This is a genomic window from Arthrobacter sp. C9C5, from assembly GCF_013359735.1.
Lineage (GTDB): Bacteria > Actinomycetota > Actinomycetes > Actinomycetales > Micrococcaceae > Arthrobacter.
Map to the genome: position 1 here is coordinate 162,493 of NZ_JABFMX010000002.1, position 17,768 is coordinate 180,260.

The 17,768-nt window shown below is 67.0% G+C and carries 11 protein-coding genes; 9 read left to right on the plus strand and 2 right to left on the minus strand.

The genetic code is table 11. The features are described from left to right. Nucleotides 1-587 precede the first annotated feature (587 nt). The 3 genes from groES to HNO80_RS02345 all read left to right on the plus strand — a co-directional run bounded on the left by groES (nucleotide 588) and on the right by HNO80_RS02345 (nucleotide 4,828). A complete protein-coding gene (groES, locus tag HNO80_RS02335) occupies nucleotides 588-884 on the plus strand; it encodes a co-chaperone GroES (RefSeq protein WP_056737866.1) in 297 nt (98 codons plus the stop codon). 80 nt (nucleotides 885-964) lie between these two features. Next, the gene (gene groL, locus HNO80_RS02340; RefSeq protein WP_175321229.1) at nucleotides 965-2,575 is read left to right on the plus strand and encodes a chaperonin GroEL; all 1,611 of its coding nucleotides are present in this window, start codon (nucleotides 965-967) and stop codon (nucleotides 2,573-2,575) included. 282 nt (nucleotides 2,576-2,857) lie between these two features. After that, nucleotides 2,858-4,828, plus strand: a complete 1,971-nt coding sequence (locus tag HNO80_RS02345; RefSeq protein ID WP_249777112.1) for an acyltransferase family protein — start codon at nucleotides 2,858-2,860, stop codon at nucleotides 4,826-4,828. Between the two features lie 22 nt (nucleotides 4,829-4,850). On the opposite strand, the gene HNO80_RS02350 is transcribed toward HNO80_RS02345, so the two are convergent. Then, entirely contained in the window at nucleotides 4,851-5,804 is a 954-nt protein-coding gene (locus tag HNO80_RS02350; protein WP_175321231.1) for a DUF389 domain-containing protein, read from the minus strand. 145 nt (nucleotides 5,805-5,949) lie between these two features. Here HNO80_RS02350 and HNO80_RS02355 point away from each other — a divergent pair, with 145 nt between their 5' ends. The 3 genes from HNO80_RS02355 (at nucleotide 5,950) to HNO80_RS02365 (ending at nucleotide 11,769) form a co-directional block, all read left to right on the plus strand. After that, nucleotides 5,950-8,034 carry an acyltransferase family protein gene (locus HNO80_RS02355; RefSeq protein ID WP_502707796.1) on the plus strand — a complete coding sequence of 695 codons (2,085 nt, stop codon included), beginning with the start codon at nucleotides 5,950-5,952 and terminating at the stop codon, nucleotides 8,032-8,034. A 181-nt stretch (nucleotides 8,035-8,215) separates the two neighbouring features. Beyond that, nucleotides 8,216-9,727, plus strand: coding sequence for an IMP dehydrogenase (gene guaB, locus HNO80_RS02360; RefSeq protein WP_175321232.1), 1,512 nt, complete (start codon nucleotides 8,216-8,218; stop codon nucleotides 9,725-9,727). 200 nt (nucleotides 9,728-9,927) lie between these two features. Continuing rightward, entirely contained in the window at nucleotides 9,928-11,769 is a 1,842-nt protein-coding gene (locus HNO80_RS02365; RefSeq protein WP_175321233.1) for an ABC transporter ATP-binding protein, read from the plus strand. 160 nt (nucleotides 11,770-11,929) lie between these two features. Here the strand turns inward: HNO80_RS02365 and HNO80_RS02370 are convergent, their stop codons facing one another. Then, on the minus strand, nucleotides 11,930-13,831 hold the full coding sequence (locus HNO80_RS02370) for a S8 family peptidase (protein ID WP_175321234.1): 1,902 nt from the start codon (nucleotides 13,829-13,831) through the stop codon (nucleotides 11,930-11,932). A 283-nt stretch (nucleotides 13,832-14,114) separates the two neighbouring features. Between HNO80_RS02370 and HNO80_RS02375 the strand changes: the two genes are divergently transcribed. From HNO80_RS02375 to HNO80_RS02385, 3 genes are all read left to right on the plus strand, one after another. Then, nucleotides 14,115-15,251 (plus strand): GuaB3 family IMP dehydrogenase-related protein, encoded by a 1,137-nt coding sequence (locus HNO80_RS02375; protein ID WP_175321235.1) that lies wholly within the window; start codon nucleotides 14,115-14,117, stop codon nucleotides 15,249-15,251. Between the two features lie 92 nt (nucleotides 15,252-15,343). Beyond that, a complete protein-coding gene (locus HNO80_RS02380) occupies nucleotides 15,344-17,095 on the plus strand; it encodes a glycerol-3-phosphate dehydrogenase/oxidase (protein ID WP_175321236.1) in 1,752 nt (583 codons plus the stop codon). A 64-nt stretch (nucleotides 17,096-17,159) separates the two neighbouring features. Continuing rightward, nucleotides 17,160-17,648: a PTS sugar transporter subunit IIA gene (locus HNO80_RS02385; protein ID WP_175321237.1), complete on the plus strand. Its 489-nt coding sequence runs from the start codon at nucleotides 17,160-17,162 to the stop codon at nucleotides 17,646-17,648. Nucleotides 17,649-17,768 lie beyond the last annotated feature (120 nt).

Genomic DNA, 17,768 nt, shown 5'->3' on the forward strand with positions numbered 1-17,768 from the left:
CGTCCTTCGCCGCCAGCACTGGACATATTGCGTATATGTCCATCCTTGGCAGCCAGCAACGGGCATGTCCCTCGCTGCCGGACGGCATCTCCATTGCACGGGACCAACAATGAGCATGCCCGTCGCTCGCCTCCAACAATGAGCATGCCCGTCGCTCACCTCCAACAATGAGGATGCCCGTCGCTCACCTCCAACAATGAGCATGCCCTTCGCTCAGCTCGAACAATGGACACAAGCTCGGCGCTCTGGGCGGCAAGTCCGACGTTTCCAACCCCCAATGAGCATGTCAGTCGCCCCGATGCGCCAAACCGGGATGCGCCAAACCGGGATGCGCCAAACCTGAGCCGACCGGCCACGCGAAGAATGAGCATGTCCCGCGTGCCGTTCACCAGCGACGAACTTCTGGCACTCACCTTGACCGAGTGCTAACTACTTACATAGAGTCGTCATTAGCACTCTCCCTAGGCGGGTGCTAACACATGGAGCATGCTCCGCCTGGCTGCTGCCGGCACCGCGACGACGGTCTGTACGCCATGGCATCGCCGCTTCATAGTCCACAAATTTGCTGACGAAAAGGAGAGGTCCGAGTGTCGGTCTCTATTAAGCCTCTTGAGGATCGTATTGTTGTCCGCCCGCTCGAAGCCGAGCAGACCACGGCTTCCGGCCTGGTTATCCCGGACTCCGCACAGGAGAAGCCGCAGGAAGGCGAAGTTGTTGCAGTTGGCCCCGGCCGCTTTGACGACAACGGCAACCGCGTTCCCGTAGACGTCGCCGTCGGCGACGTTGTCATCTACTCCAAGTACGGCGGAACCGAAGTTAAGACCGGCGGTGTTGAGTACCTCGTACTGTCCGCCCGCGACGTTCTGGCGATCGTCGTAAAGTAACTCTCTTGGACCCCCGCGCCGCCGATCCTTCGCTTTGAACGGAACGGCTGCGCGGGGTTCTGTCTTGAAAGGACAAAACCATGGCAAAGCAGCTTGCGTTTAACGACGCTGCCCGCCGGTCGCTCGAAGCCGGCATCGATAAGCTCGCCAACACGGTCAAGGTCACGCTCGGCCCGCGCGGCCGCAACGTCGTGCTGGACAAGAAGTGGGGCGCCCCCACGATTACCAACGACGGTGTGACCATCGCCCGCGAAGTGGAGCTCGACGACCCGTACGAAAACCTTGGCGCGCAGCTTGCCAAGGAGGTCGCCACCAAGACCAACGACGTCGCCGGTGACGGCACCACCACCGCCACCGTGCTCGCCCAGGCGCTGGTCAAGGAGGGCCTGCGCAACGTTGCGGCAGGCGCCGCCCCGGGCCAGATCAAGCGCGGCATCGAGGTCTCGGTCGAGGCCGTCGCCGCCCGCCTGCTTGAGAACGCCCGCCCGGTCGAAGGCACCCAGGTGGCCAACGTGGCCGCCATCTCCGCGCAGAGCGACGAGGTTGGCGAGCTGCTGGCCGAGGCCTTCGGCAAGGTCGGCAAGGATGGTGTGATCACCATCGAGGAGTCCTCCACCACGCAGACCGAGCTTGTCCTCACCGAGGGCATGCAGTTCGACAAGGGCTACCTGTCCCCGTACTTCGTCACCGACGCGGAACGCCAGGAAGCAGTCCTTGAGGACGCCCTCATCCTGATCAACCAGGGCAAGATCTCCTCGGTCCAGGAATTCCTGCCGCTGCTGGAAAAGGCGCTGCAGAGCTCCAAGCCGCTCTTCATCATCGCCGAAGACGTCGACGGCGAGGCGCTCTCCACGCTGATCGTCAACCGCATCCGCGGCACCCTGAACGTCGTGGCCGTCAAGGCTCCCGGCTTCGGAGACCGCCGCAAGGCCATGCTGCAGGACATCGCGACCCTCACGGGCGCGCAGGTTGTCTCGCCGGAACTGGGCCTCAGCCTGGACACCGTGGGCCTTGAGGTCCTGGGTACCGCCCGCCGCATCACCGTCACGAAGGACAACACCACCATCGTGGACGGCGCCGGTTCGGCCGAGGACGTCGCGGCCCGGGTTGCCCAGCTGCGCGCCGAGCTGACCCGCACCGATTCGGACTGGGACAAGGAAAAGCTGCAGGAACGCCTGGCCAAGCTGGCCGGCGGCATCGGCGTGATCAAGGTCGGCGCTGCCACCGAGGTCGAGCTGAAGGAAAAGAAGCACCGCATCGAGGACGCCGTATCCTCCACCCGCGCTGCCCTCGAAGAAGGCATCGTGGCCGGCGGCGGCTCCGCCCTCATCCACGCCCTCAAGGCGCTCGACGAGGATCCGGCTGTCCAGGCGCTCGACGGCGACGCGGCAGCTGCCGTGGGCATCGTCCGCCGGGCCCTGACCCAGCCGCTGCGCTGGATCGCCCAGAACGCCGGCTTCGACGGCTACGTCGTCGTCGCCAAGGTGGCAGAATCCGCCGTCAACCAGGGCTTCAACGCCAAGACCGGCGAATACGAGGACCTGATCGCGGCCGGTGTCATCGACCCCGTCAAGGTCACGCGTGCGGCCCTCCGCAACGCGGCCTCCATCGCGGCGCTGGTTCTCACCACCGAAACCCTCGTGGTGGAAAAGCCCGCCGACGAGGACGAGCACGCCGGACACCAGCACTAAGGTTTCCGCGCAACAAAAAGGACCGGATCAGCGTCAGCTGGTCCGGTCCTTTTTGGTGCCCGGCGCGGCCCGGCGCCGGCCGGCGTTGTCCTGGCGGCGATTGCTCCGGTCCCGCCGTCGGCCGTCCGGGCAAAGTCCGCGCGTTGTATAGTGGCTTCCGCTGTCTTGCGTTGTTTCTAAGGGGTTTGTATGTCTGGAGCGGGAACGCTGGTCTCGCCGCGCGAAACGGACGCCCGGCCCCGCCAGGGCCGGGCGAGCAAGTTCCGGCCGGAAATTCAGGGTTTGCGGTCGCTCGCCGTGCTGATGGTGGTCACGTACCATGTCTGGTTTGGCCGGGTCTCGGGCGGGGTTGATGTTTTTCTCCTGATCTCGGCGTTCCTGATGACCCTGCAGTTCGTGGGCCGTTACGAGCGCGGCTCGCAGATGGCCCTGATCAAGCACTGGCTCCACCTGTTCCGGCGGCTCCTGCCCGCGGCGGCCCTCGTGATTCTCAGCGCACTGGCCGCCAGCTATGTGCTGCTGCCCCGGACCCGTTTCCCGGACGTGGTCTCCCAAAGCTGGGCATCGCTGTTCTACGTGGAAAACCGGGTGTTGCAGGCTGACGCCGTCGACTACTACGCGGCAGACCATGCAACGGCCAGCCCACTCCAGCACTTCTGGTCGCTGTCCATCCAAGGCCAGGTCTTTATTCTGTGGCCGCTCATCTTTGCCGTTGCCGCCGTCCTCGCGCGCAGGTTTAGGCTCCGTTACCGTGCGCTGCTCTGCTACATATTTGCTGCAATCTTCCTGGCCTCATTGAGTTTCTCGATTTTCTACACGGCCACGAGCCAGACCCAGGCCTACTTCGACACCGGCGCACGCCTCTGGGAGTTCGCTTTGGGCACCCTTCTGGCGTTGTTCCTGCCGGGCCTAACCTTTCTTTCGCGGTCGGTGCGCGTGGTCCTCGGCTGGGTCGGTGTCCTGGCCATGATCAGCTGCGGCTTCATCCTGGACGTGGAGGGAGCTTTCCCCGGCTTCGTGGCACTCTGGCCCACCTTGGCTGCCAGTTGCGTCATCACGGCAGGGCAGACCAACAGCCGTTGGGGAGTGGACCGCATCCTCAGTGCCGGCCCCCTCGTGAAACTTGGAGACAACTCGTACGCCTTGTATCTCTGGCATTGGCCCGTCCTGGTGCTGGCCCTGGCCTGGAGCGGCAAGGAGCACGCGGGATGGCTTTCGGGCAGCATCATTATCGCCATGTCCTTGGGGCTCGCCTTCCTGACTACCCGCTTCGTCGAGAAGCCGTGGCGCTCATGGGCCTGGCCGGAAGCCCGACGGCGGCGCGCTGCCCTCGCCGTCGCCCTCTGCCTTGCGGTGGTCGCAGTGCCTCTGACAGCGGTGCAACTCCAGCAGCATTTCCAGGCGCAGGCTGTGATGTCGCAGGCGCAAAGGAACAACCCCGGAGCTCTGGCCCTGCTGCCAGGTTTCGTCAGCGGGGCCGACAGCGACGCCGCAATCCTGCCCACGCCTGCACTATTGCCGAAGGACTGGGCCACCCTGGCCGGCCCGTGCAACGGCGAATTGGAGCCATCGAATGCATCGCTGCGCAAGAGCTGTGGTCAAAACGAGGCGCCGGTTGAAGCAGCTAAGACGGTCCTAGTGCTGGGTGATTCACATGCCCAGCAGTGGCTGGCAGCTATCGATGCAGTGGGGAAGCAGCACGGTTGGCGCGTTTACTCCCTCCTTAAGGGTGGCTGCCGATTCAGTGTCCTGGCGGCAAACGTTGGCTCCGACTGCAACAGGTTCAACGCCGCCGTCCGGGACGAGGTAACGGCCAATCCGCCCGATGCCATCATCACCGTTGGCACCATGGCGGCACCCTCCTCGCCTGCAGAACAGCTCGTCCCGGGGCTTGAGGCCACCGCGGCATACTGGCACCAGAGGGGCGTCGATATGGTTGCCATCCGGGATAACCCGCGGTTCAACTTCAACATGGCTGAGTGCGTCGTGGTCAAGGGCGCCGAAAATCCAGATTGCCGTCTTTCCCAGCGTGACGTTCTGGCCTTGAAAAGCCCGTTGGCTGCGTTGCAGGGCCGGGCCCCGGGCCTGTCGATCGTCGACATGACAGATCTGATCTGCGACGGAGAAACCTGTCCCGGCGTGGTGGGCAACACCTACGTCTACAAGGACAACAACCACCTCAGCCGGACTTATGTTGCCTCCATGTCCTCGGTTTTCTCTGATCGGCTACTTACCGCGACAGGCTGGAAGTAGCGGCTCCGTTCAGCCGCAGGCGCTATGCGTCCCGCCGCAACTTCCGCGCGGCGTCGCGCGGCAGCCGCTTCGTCACGAGCCTGTAGAACAGCAGCACTGCCACCGCCGAGACCACTATCCCGACCAGGTTCAGGAGAAGCTGCAAGGCAGAGCCGGCGGCCTTCTGGTACTCACCCAGCACGAGGGAAACCGCGACAAAGCCGGCCGCGGGAACGGTGGTGACGGAGATGAACACACCGATCAGAGCCGCGGAACGCCGGCTGATCACGGACAGCATGCCCGCGGTCCCTGCCAGCAGGGCGACAATCAGGGAATAGGGTCCAGGGTGGTAGATGAACTCCACGGCAGAACCGCGGTCCAGGGCGTCGGCGGGGAAGAGACCCAGCGGGACGGACAGCCACGCCGTGAAGGCCGCCGCCAGCATTGCGACCGGAAACCCGACGCCGAGAGCCAGCGCCGCGCTGCGGCCGAGCCGCCACTGCCTGCGCACCAGCGCAACGGCCAACGCGGCGAGCGGGCCGAACTCGGGCCCCACCGCCATGGCGCCTACGATCGCAATGGTGGAGTCGGTGACGATGCCAATGGCGGCCAGCTGGGTGGCGAGGACCAGGAACGCCAGATAGCTCCACGTCAGCCTGGAGTCCTCGCCGGTCTGCCGCGACACCTCATCCCAGATCATGGCATCCGCGCCTTCGCCGGGCGCCTCGTCGACCGCCTGGTCCGCGCGGTCCGACAGCACCAAATCGGGAGTGGTGACCGATATGGAACCCACGTCCTGGACGTTCAAAGCGTGCAGTTTTTCGATCAGGGCTTCAACGGATTCCCGTGCCATGAACACGAGAATGACGTCGCCCGGCGGAACCACCGCGGCCCCGGGGTGCAACGCCACCTCCGCGACGCCGAGCTCGCCGGAGCAGCACTCCACCACAGCTCCGGAGAGCTTCTCCGGGACACATATCCGCACCTGCACGATCACTCGCGGCCTCCTTCGACTCGTAACAGCCTAGCCTCGCCGGTCCGCCCTGCCCGGGGAATCCCCGGCGGAAGGGCCCCGGAAATTGGAAAAGAAAATTACGTTTCGGTAACATTGATGTTTTGGAAGCCAGCCCGAGGGACCCCACGTGACTAACGAGCGAACCATAGCCAGCCCGCAGCACGCGGCCGCGGGTTCTCCCGCGAGCCGGAAATCGGGCTACCGCCCGGAGGTGCAAGGCCTGCGCGCCCTCGCCGTTCTCATGGTGGTGACCTACCACGTGTGGCTGGGCCGGGTCTCCGGCGGCGTCGACATCTTCCTGCTCATCTCGGCGTTCCTGATGACCCTGAGCTTCGCCCGCAAGGTGGGGAGCGATAAGCCGCTCCGGCTGATCAGCCACTGGCTGCATCTGCTCAAGCGGCTGCTGCCCGCCGTCGTGGTGGTGGTCCTGGGCGTGCTGATCGGCACCTGGGCCATCCTGCCGGCGAGCCGCTGGCCGGACATCCTCGACCAAGCCTGGGCGTCCCTGCTGTACCGGCAGAACTGGCTACTTGCCGACACCGCCGTGGACTACTACGCGCAGGACCACTCGGGAGCCAGCCCGCTGCAGCACTTCTGGTCGCTGTCCATCCAGGGGCAGGTCTTCCTGTTGTGGCCGCTCGTGTTCGCGGGCGCCGCCCTGCTGCGTCGCGCGCTCCTCCGCTGGACCGGGCTGGAGGAACGGCTGCTGAATTACCGCCTGATCCTGGCCCTCGCGTTCGGCGCCATCTTCGCCACATCGCTGGCCTACTCGATCGAGCAGACCGCCAGCAACCAGGCCTACGCGTACTTCGACACCCGTGCACGGCTCTGGGAATTCGCTTTGGGCTCACTGCTGGCACTGGCGTTGCCGTACCTGAAACCGGGCAGGATCCTGCGCGTGGTGCTGGGCTGGGCGGGACTGGCCGCGATGCTCTCCTGCGGGCTGCTGCTGACCGTGGACCGTTCCTTCCCCGGATTCATCGCGCTGTGGCCGACGCTGGCTGCCGCCGCCATCATTGTGGCGGGGCAGAGCGGCAGCCGGTTCGGCGTGGACCGTTTCCTGACCTGGCGGCCGCTCGTCGCCCTCGGCGACAACTCCTACGCCCTCTACCTTTGGCACTGGCCGCTGCTGGTGCTGGCCCTCGCCGGAATGGGAATCAGCGCGCCGGACCTGTGGCAGGGGCTCGCGATTGTCGCCACCTCCGTGGTGCTGGCCGTGCTCACCACCCGCTTCGTCGAGAAGCCGCTGCGCGAGTGGCACTGGCCGCAGCGCCGCGCCTGGCGCACCGCCGTCGTCATCGCCGCCTGCGGGGCCGTGCTGGCCGGCCCGGTGACTTTGTGGCAGAGCCACATTGTGGCCGACGAAGCCGCGGCCGCGTCCCAGCCGAAGGAGCTGACGCCCGGCGCCGCCGCCCTGGCCCCGGAGAACGCCGGGAAGCCGACGCCGGACGCCAAGATCATCCCGGCACCGGCTGCCATGAAGAACGAATGGGCCGACATTGACGGGCTCTGCACCGACGGCAACGTGCCCAGCGACCCGCTCCTGCAGGGCTGCCTGCAGAACAGCCGGCCGGACACGGTCACCAAGAAAATCGTGGTGCTCGGCGACTCGCATGCGCAGCAGTACATGGCCGCGCTGGGACCCATCGCCAAGAGCCACGGCTGGGAAGTCGTCACCCTGCTCAAGGGAAACTGCCGCTTCGGGGGAGACTCGCCCGAGCGCGACGCCGACTGCAACGCCTTCAACAAGGCCAGCTCCGACTACGTCCTGACGCACAAGCCCGACGCCGTCTTCACGGTCGCCTCGCTGACGCACAAGGAGGCGCCGTTCGAAACCGAGGTGCCGCAGTACCTGAAGGGGATCAAGCCCTTCACCGACGCCGGCATCGAGGTTGTCGGCATCCGCGACAACCCGCGGTTCACCACCAACATGCCCGAATGCGTCCAGAAAAAGGGCCCCGACGCCGCCGAGTGCAACGTCCCGCTGCAGGAATCCCTGGCGGCGTCCTCACCGCTGGACGACTACCGCGGCAAGGTCGCCCGCCTGCACCTGATGGACATGAGCGACTTCATCTGCGCCGACGGGACCTGCCCCGCCGTCGTCGGGAACGTGTACGTCTACAAGGACGACAACCACCTGACCAAGACCTACGTCCAAAGCATGATCCCGATGTTCGAAAAGCGGCTGCTCGCCGCCACCGGCTGGAAGTGACGCATCCGGTGCCGCCCGCCGGATGCCGTCGCTCACATTCGCGCCCCGGAATATGGGGATCGCCGCCAAGGTTCTAGTATTTACACAACACTTCTGCACAGGCCATGCCCGTAATGACGGGCTGGTCATCTGCTGCAACCCCTACCCGTGAACCCAGAAACCCAAGGTAAGAGGCGCACTCATGACCCAGCCCGAACACGATCCTTTCGGCTTTGTTGGCCTGACCTACGACGACGTCCTGCTCCTGCCGGGGCACACCAACGTCATCCCCTCCGAAGCTGACACCTCCTCGCGGATTTCGAAGCGCATCACGGTGAACACGCCGCTGCTGTCGGCCGCGATGGACACCGTCACCGAGTCGCGGATGGCGATCGCCATGGCCCGCCAGGGCGGCCTCGGCGTCGTGCACCGGAACCTCTCGATCGCCGACCAGGCCGACCAGGTGGACCGGGTCAAACGCAGCGAGTCCGGCATGATCACCAACCCCCTTACCATCGGCCCCGAGGCCACGCTGGCCGAGCTGGACGAGATCTGCTCGCACTACCGGGTCTCCGGCCTGCCGGTCGTGGACGAGGGCATGCGGCTGCTGGGCATTGTCACTAACCGCGACACCCGCTTCGTTCCGGAGACGGACTTCCCGATCCGGCTGGTCAGCGATGTCATGACCAAGATGCCGCTGGTCACCGGGCACGTCGGCATCAGCCGCGAGGAAGCCTCGCACAAGCTGGCCACCAACAAGATTGAGAAGCTCCCGCTCGTCGACGAGCAGGGCCGGCTCAAGGGCCTCATCACCACCAAGGACTTCACCAAGGCCGAGCAGTACCCGCTGGCCACCAAGGATGACGAGGGCCGGCTCCGCGTCGGTGCCGCCATCGGGTTCTTCGGTGACGGCTGGGAGCGGGCCATGGCCCTAATCGACGCCGGCGTCGACGCCCTCTTCGTGGACACCGCCAACGGCCACTCGCAGGGCGTGCTGGACATGATCCGCCGGCTAAAGTCCGACCCGGTGGCCGCGCACGTGGACATCATCGGTGGCCAGGCGGCCACCCGCGAAGGCGCCCAGGCCCTGATCGACGCCGGCGCCGACGGCATCAAGGTCGGCGTCGGCCCCGGATCCATCTGCACCACCCGCGTCGTCGCCGGCGTCGGCGTCCCGCAGATCACCGCCATCTACGAGTCCGCCAAGGCGGCCATCCCGGCGGGCGTTCCGCTGATCGCCGACGGCGGCCTGCAGTACTCGGGCGATATCGGCAAGGCCCTGGTCGCCGGCGCGGACACCGTCATGCTCGGTTCCCTGCTGGCCGGCTGCGACGAGTCCCCGGGCGACCTGATTTTCGTCAACGGCAAGCAGTTCAAGAGCTACCGGGGGATGGGTTCGCTGGGGGCCATGCAGACCCGCGGCAAGAACACCTCCTACTCCAAGGACCGCTACTTCCAGGCCGACGTTTCCGGCGACGACAAGCTCATCCCGGAAGGCATCGAAGGACGCGTGGCGTACCGCGGCCCGCTCTCCTCCGTGGCCTACCAGCTGGTCGGCGGCCTCCGCCAGACCATGTTCTACACCGGAGCACCTACCGTCCCCGAGCTCAAGGCACGTGGCAAGTTCGTCCGGATCACCCCGGCCGGGCTGAAGGAATCCCACCCGCATGACATCCAGATGACGGTGGAAGCGCCGAACTACGGTTCGCGCTAGTCCCCGGCGCCTCCCTAACCTTGCTTCGCTGCGGTCAGGGAACCCGGGCGCCGTGGGCCCACCCACCGCCTCCCTAACCTTGCAAGCTCGGTCAGGGAACCCGGCGGGCGTGGCCCCACCCGGCAAACGTGAGGGGCCACGGGATTCGTCCCGTGGTCCTTTCGCGTTCCTTCGCCGCCGCCCGCAACTAGGCTGGAGCCATGTCCGAACTCCTGCCCGCGCGTGAGCCGAAGCGCAAACTGGCGCTGCGCCCGTACGCCCGGGCCGTGGCGCAGGTGCTGCGGGTCAGTTTCCGCGCCTCGCCCGCCGCCGTCGTGATGAAAGTCGTGGGCTCGCTGGTCTCGGCGCTGCTGCCCCTGGTCACCACCTACTACGCCGCGCTGACCACGACGGCGCTGGCGGCCGCCTATGCGGGAAACGCGGCGGCCGGGCAGCAGGCCATCGTCTACGTCATCATCACCGCGGCGCTTGGCCTCTTCTGGGGGGCGTTCAGCAGCGTGGACCGCTACATCCAGCAGCTGATGAGCTTCCGGGTCGGCGCGATCGTCGGGGACCTGATGCACGAGCGGTTCCTCGCCCTCGACTTCTGGCGCTATGACGACAAGGAGACGGTGGACCTGTACGACCGGGCCAAGCGCTTCTCCGATTCCTACGCCCGGGTCCTGGACCGGATCGCCGCGATCTTCACCCAGCTGGTCTCGGTGGTCCTGGCGATCGGCGCGCTGCTGCTGGTCAGCTGGTGGATCGCGGTGATCGTTCTGGTCGCGATCGTGCCCAGCGTCTACCTGCAGTTCAAACTGTCCCGGGAACAGATCGCGCACTGGAACACCCAGGTCGATTCACGCCGGCAGCGCCGGATGATCGAGACCAACCTGCTGCGCCCGCAGCACATCGCCGAGATGCGGCTCTACGGGATCGTCGGCTACCTGATGGGGCTCCGCTCCCGGCTCCGGGATGCGGATGAGAAGCGCCGGCTCGACTTCCAGAAGCGCTACATCCCCAAACAGCTCGCCGCCGACGCCCTGCAATACGGCGCGGAGGTGGTCTCGCTGATCTGGGTGGTGGGCCAGATCATCGCCCGGGCCCAGCCGGTGGGGCAGTTCCTCTACGTCCAGCAGATCGTCAGCCGCGCCCTGTCCACCGCCAACAGCCTCGTCTCCTCGCTCAGTTCCATCGACGAGGACCTCGCCAACCTCAAGGACTACGAGCTGTTCATGGCGTTGCCCGTGCACTCCGACCATGCCCCGCCCCTCCTCCAGGCGCCCCGGACCGTGGAGCTGCGGGACATCCGGTTCACCTACACGGGCAGCGAACTGGAGGTCATCAAAGGGATCTCGTTGACCATCCGGCAGGGCCAGCACATTGCGGTCGTGGGGGAGAACGGCGCCGGCAAGTCCACCCTGATCCGGATCCTCGCCGGGCTCTACCGCCCGGATTCGGGCCAGGTACTGCTCGACGGCGTGGACCTCGCTGCCGTCGACGTGAAGTCGTGGCACCGCCACCTGGCGGTGCTCAGCCAGGAGTTCCTCAAGTACGAGTTCGCCACCGCCGCGGAGAACATTTTCTTCGGCGACGTCGATGCGCCGCGTGACGACGACCGGATCCGCCGGGCCGCGTCGGACGCGGAGGCCCTCGAGTTCATCAACAAACTGCCCAACGGGCTGGACAACCACGTCAGCAACTGGATGGAGGACCCGCGCGGGAGGAAGGGCAGCGGCCTGTCCGGCGGGCAGTGGCAGCGACTGGCGATGGCCCGGAACTTCTACCGGGACGCGTCCTTCATGGTGATGGACGAACCGACGTCGGCAATCGACGCCCTGGCCGAGCACCGGATCTTCACCCGGCTCTTCGCCGACCGCAGCAGCACGATCATCGCCATCAGCCACCGGCTCGCGACGATCGAGAAGGCGGACATTGTCTACATGCTCGAGGACGGCCGGATCGTGGAGCAGGGCACGCACAAGGAACTGGTGGCACTGCGGGGCCGCTATTTCCGGATGTTCGAATCGCAGCTCGCCGTCGACGAGGCCGAGGGGGTCTGAGCCGCGGCACTGGGCCCGGCGGGGTGGCCGCCGACCGGACATGCCCTCCGCAGGCCGCGTCCGGTGGACATCATGCCGTTCTGCCCACTCCCGGGCACGAACAATGGGCATGTCCTCCCGGGGAGGGAGGGCATGCCCATTCCTTGCGGCGGACCAGGGACTACGAGGTGGTCACCGAGGTGTCGTCAAGGTAGAAGTACGTTGCCAGGGAGGAATCTTCCGCGCCGAGGAACCGCAGGGTGACGGTCTTGCCCTTGAACGAGGACAGGTCCAGCGTCTTCAGGACATAGCCGGTGGACTTGTTCAGGTTGGAGTAGGTGGCCAGCGTCGTGGTCACGCCGCCGCTGATGGCCTGGACCTTCAGGGTGTCGTACGCGGTGCTGGTGGTGGTCTCATCCGAGAGCGTCTTGAGGTAGAAGGACAGCGACGAGCCGGTGACCGAGGAGGGGATGGAGATGGTCTGGTCCAGCGTGTACGACGTCGACTTGCCCCAGCCGTTCAGCCCCGCGAAGCCGCTGCCGCTGCGGGCGGCCGTGCCGGTCTCGAAGGTGTCCGACTGGTTGGAGGTCCAGGACGCCGAGCCGCTTTCAAAGCCGGGGTTCAGGAGCAGGTTGCCCGACGGCGGCGGGGTGCTTCCGCCGAGCAGGCCCATCGTCGCCGTGGCGTCGGAGAGGCCGGCGCCGCAGCCCTTGGTGCAGCCGCCAGGCATGGCCCGGGTGCCCTGCCGGAGCGTGGACTCGACCTGGGCGGGGGTGAGGGCAGGCGACTTGGACTTCATCAGGGCGACGAGCCCGGCGACGTGCGGGGTCGCCATCGACGTGCCCTGGTAGCTGGCGTAGCCGGCCGCACCCGGCGTCGTGGTTCCGGTGTTGAGCGTGGAGAGGATGCCTCCGCCGCTGACGCTGGTGTCGCCGCCCGGGGCGGTGAGGTCAACGGTGGCGCCGTAGTTGGAGTAGTAGGAGAGGGCGCCGCTCGGGTTGCTGGCGGCCACGGTCACCACCGAGTTGCAGTTGGCCGGACGGAAGCCGGAAGCGTCCTGGTTGCTGTTGCCGGCAGCCACCACCACGGTCGTGCCCCGCGACACGGCGGAGTCGATGGCGGCCTGGTAGGTGGTGCCGCAGGCGCCGGATCCGCCCAGGCTCATGTTGATGACCTTGGCCGGATTGGCGTTGGCGGGGATCCCGGAGACTGTGCCGCCGGAGGCCCAGATGATGGCGTCCGCGATGTCGGAGAGGGAGCCTCCGCACTTGGCGAGGACCCGGACCGGCAGGACCTTGGCGTTGGGCGCGACTCCGGCCACGCCGGTGGAGTTGCCCGTCACCGCGGCGATGGTGCCGGAGACGTGCGTCCCGTGCCAGGAGGAGTTGCCGGCGGTGGTCTGCCCGCACTCTCCGGCGGCGTACCAGTCACCCTGGTCCTGGGCGTTGGAGTCGCGGCCGTTGCCGTCGCGTGCCGCGGTGGCGTCGGAGACGAAGTCATAGCCCGGCAGCACGTTGGCGTCCAGGTCCGGGTGTGCGGTGATGCCCGTGTCGATCACGGCAACGGTGGACCCCGACCCGGTGGAGACATCCCAGGCACCGGGGATCCGCATGCCGTTGGCGCCGGTGAAGTCCCATTGCTCCCCGTAGCGGGTGTCGTTCGGCGTCAGGACCGCCGTCATGCGGGCGTCGGGTTCGACGGCGTTGACGGCACCGGAAGCGACGATCGAGTCCATGAAGTCCGTGGCGGCCTGGTCGGACAGGGGTTTGTCGGAGGCGATCAGGGTTGCTCCGGTGGCCAGGGCGCGCAGCTCCCGCACGGTCACCCCCTGCTCCTTCGCGGCCTTGCCCCAGGCGTTTGCGCGGCCGTTGGGGGTGCCGTTGCCCGGGGTTTTCTTGAAGCTGACGATGAACTGCGTGTAGGCCTCACCGGCGTTGACGTCCGGTGCGGGGACATTTTCGGTGGCGACCGGTCCGATGCCGGGGGCGGCGAGCACGGGGGTGACGGCGAGGGTCATGGTTCCGACGACGGCGGCCAGCGACAGGGCCAGGACGCGGGACTTCCTGAGTGATGCACTTCCCATGGGTTCTGCTTTCTTTAACCGGGCATCGCGGAATGCCCGGAACTGGGTGGGGAGGCCCCCGGCGAAATCCCCGGCAGGCCGAAAGCAAACGTAAGGGCATTTTCAGGTTTTGTAAACTATTGACAGAATGCGTCAAGTCAGTGTGAACTATCGATTAAATTGGGGGTGTGGATCGCGGTTCCGCCGGCCTGGCGGCGCCGCCGCAGAGCCCCCGCAGGGCCACCCGCGGCCCGGCAGGCGCGGCCAATGCCGGGTCCCCGGCGCGGTCAAGTAAAGTGGGGACGTGACTTACGAGATTGAGATTGGCCGTGGCAAGCGTGGGCGTCGTGCCTACTCCCTGGACGACATTGCGATCGTCCCCAACCGACGTACGCGCGATCCCAAAGACGTCTCCGTCTCCTGGCAGATCGATGCCTACAAGTTCGATATGCCCGTCATTGCCGCGCCGATGGATTCCGCGATGTCCCCGGAAACCGTCATCGCGCTGGGCCGCCTCGGCGGCCTCGGCGTCCTCGACCTGGAAGGCCTCTGGACCCGTTACGAGGACCCGCAGCCGGTCCTGGACCAGATTGCCGCCCTCGAAAACGAGACCAGCAGCCCGGCCGCCACACGCCGGATGCAGGATCTCTACCAGGCCCCGATCCAGCCCGAACTGATCACCTCGCGGCTGGCCGAAATCCGAGCCGCCGGGGTGACCGTGGCCGGCTCCCTGACGCCGCAGCGCACCCAGGAGCACTACAAGACCGTCGTGGCCGCAGGCGTTGACATCTTCGTCATCCGCGGCACCACCGTCTCGGCCGAGCACGTCTCCAAGGACCACGAGCCGCTGAACCTCAAGCAGTTCATCTACGAACTCGACGTCCCCGTGATCGTCGGCGGGGCGGCCGGCTACACCCCGGCCCTGCACCTCATGCGCACCGGCGCCGCCGGCGTGCTGGTCGGCTTCGGCGGGGGAGCGACCAGCACCACCCGCCGCGCCCTGGGCATCCACTCGCCGATGGCCTCCGCCATCTCCGACGTCGCGGCCGCCCGCCGGGACTACATGGATGAATCCGGCGGCCGCTACGTGCACGTGATCGCCGACGGCGGCATGGGCACCTCGGGCGACATCGTCAAGGCCATCGCCATGGGCGCCGACGCGGTCATGCTCGGCAGCGCCCTGGCCCGCGCCGAAGAGGCCCCCGGCAAGGGCTGGCACTGGGGCCAGGAAGCCCACCACCTCGAACTACCCCGCGGCGACCGGGCCAATGTCGGCACCGTCGGACCGCTCGAGGAGGTCTTGTTCGGCCCGGGCCACCACACCAACGGGACCTCGAACCTGATCGGCGCGCTGCGCCGCTCGATGGCGACCACCGGCTACTCGGACCTGAAGGAATTCCAGCGCGTCGACGTCGTCGTCTCGCCGTACGCCGGAAACTGAGCCCGGCGCCGGCGGGGCCAAGGCCCTGCCCATCCGAAGAACTTGGAAGTAGTGTGGTGCACTACGAGGTTTGATCCGGATGGAGGCGTGAGATGAACAGTTTTCCCGGTGGTGCTCCCTTGGCCGGTGGCGCGCTCGGGCCCGCGGAACGCGAAGCGTCCCTCGCGGTGCTCAAAGCCAGCACCCAGCCCGGCAAGGAACTCGACATCCTGATCGTCGGCGGCGGCATTGTCGGCGCGGGCGCCGCCCTCGATGCCGTGACCCGCGGCCTCAGCGTGGGCATCGTCGAGGCCAACGACTGGGCCGCGGGCACCTCGTCGCGGTCCTCGAAGCTCATCCACGGCGGCCTGCGGTACCTGGAGATGCTGGACTTCGCGCTGGTCAAGGAGGCCCTGCACGAGCGCGGGCTGATCCTCTCCGTCCTCGCCCCGCACCTTGCCCGGCCGGTGCCGTTCCTCTACCCGCTCACGAAGCGGTTCGTGGAACGGCCCTACGTCGGCTCCGGCATCGCCCTCTACGACGCCATGTCCATCACCGGCGGCCACAGCCGCGGCGTCCCGTTCCACAAGCACCTGAGCAGGCGCGGCACCCTGCGGGCGGCGCCGAGCCTCAAGGACGACGCCTTCGTCGGGTCCATCCGCTACTACGACGGCCAGGTCGACGACGCGAAATATGTCGCGAACCTCGTTCGCACCGCCGCCTACTACGGCGCGCACGCGGTGAACCAGATGGCCGTCGTCGACTTCCTCCGCGAGGGCGAACGGGTGGTCGGCGCCAAGGTCGTCAACCACGAGGACGGCTCCAGCTTCAACATCCGGGCCAAGCAGGTCATCAATGCCACCGGCGTCTGGACCGATGAGACCCAGGCCATGGTCACCGATCGCGGCCAGCTCAAGGTCCGCGCCTCCAAGGGCATCCACCTGGTGGTGCCGCGCGACCGCTTCCAGTCCACGGTGGGCCTGATCCTGCGGACCGAGAAGTCCGTGCTGTTCGTCATTCCCTGGGGCCGGCACTGGATTATCGGCACCACCGACACGGACTGGCACCTGGACAAGGCGCACCCGGCGGCGTCGAGCAAGGACATCGACTACATCCTCGAGCACGTCAACAAGGTCCTCAAGCGGCCGCTGACCCGCGAGGACGTCGAGGGCGTCTATGCGGGACTGCGCCCGCTGCTGGCCGGGGAGAACGACTCGACGGCCAAGCTCTCCCGCGAACACGTGGTGGCGCACCCGGTGCCCGGCCTCGTCGTCGTGGCCGGCGGCAAGTGGACCACCTACCGGGTCATGGCCAAGGACGCCGTCGACGAAGCCACCCGCAGCATGGACGAGCGCGTTCCGCCGTCCTGCACCGAATCCATCCCGCTGCTCGGCGCGAGCGGCTTCAAGGCCGCATGGAACAAGCGCAACCGGATGGCGGAAGAAACCGGCGTGCACGTGGCGCGGATCGAACACCTGCTCAACCGCTACGGTTCAATGGCCCCGGAAGTGCTGGCGCTGATCGGGGAGAACCCCGAACTGGCCGAGCCGCTGCCGGGCGCGGACGACTACCTCGCGGCCGAGGCCGTCTACGCGGCCAGGTACGAGGGGGCCCGCCACGTCCAGGATGTGCTGACCCGCCGGACCCGGATTTCGATCGAGGCATGGGACCGCGGTGTGTCCGCCGCGCCGGTAGTCGCTAAACTGATCGGTGAGGTTCTCGGCTGGAGCGACGCGCAGCGCGAGAGCGAGATCAAGCACTACCTGGCCCGGGTCGACGCGGAACGGTTGAGCCAGGAGCAGCCGGACGACGAATCCGCCGACGCAGCACGCCTGGGCGTCGAGGACATCGTCCCGCTGCGCTGACCGGGGACGCCGTACGGCGCGCCACCAGTCGGCGTGCACCGACGCCACTTCGAAGGGACACCTCTTGGCGGAACCACTGGACCGGTACGATGCCGACCTCACCACGCCGCAGATGGTGATCCTGGAGCTCGACGCGGCGGACAAGTTCGACGCCGCCGCCCAGCTCGCGCAGCGGATGTATGACGCCGGCCGGATCTCCGATCTGGAGGGGTTCCTCGGCCACGTCAACGCCCGCGAACACCAGCTGGCCACCGGGCTTCCCGGCGGCGTCGGCCTGCCCCACGCCCGCAGCGAATTTGTTTCCCGCACCTCGATCGCGGTGGGCATCACCAAGTACGGCAAGGCGCTGGACTTTGGTGCGGCCGACGGCCCGGCCACCGTTATCCTGCTGATCGCGACGCCGGCGAGTTCCTTCTCGGACCACCTGGAAGTGCTGGCCACCCTGGCGCGCTCGCTGTCCAAGGAGTCCTTCCGGGAGTCGCTCCGCCGGGCCTATGATCCCGAGGTGATCTCCGAACTGATCAATTCCAGCCTGGTGTTCTTCGACCACTAGAGATTGGGGCAGGCCCTTTCGTGTCGACTCCGTCGCCACGTAGGGACCCTGCTGCCCCACTCTAGGCAGGCCCTTTCGTGTCGACTCCGTCGCCACGTAGGGACCCTGCTGCCCCACTCT

Coding starts and splice junctions, on each gene's coding strand:
- HNO80_RS02380 (WP_175321236.1), top strand. CDS start 15,344: ATGAACAGTTTTCCCGGTGGTGCTCCCTTGGCCGGTGGCGCGCTCGGG.
- guaB (WP_175321232.1), top strand. CDS start 8,216: ATGACCCAGCCCGAACACGATCCTTTCGGCTTTGTTGGCCTGACCTAC.
- HNO80_RS02370 (WP_175321234.1), bottom strand. CDS start 13,831: ATGGGAAGTGCATCACTCAGGAAGTCCCGCGTCCTGGCCCTGTCGCTG.
- groL (WP_175321229.1), top strand. CDS start 965: ATGGCAAAGCAGCTTGCGTTTAACGACGCTGCCCGCCGGTCGCTCGAA.
- HNO80_RS02365 (WP_175321233.1), top strand. CDS start 9,928: ATGTCCGAACTCCTGCCCGCGCGTGAGCCGAAGCGCAAACTGGCGCTG.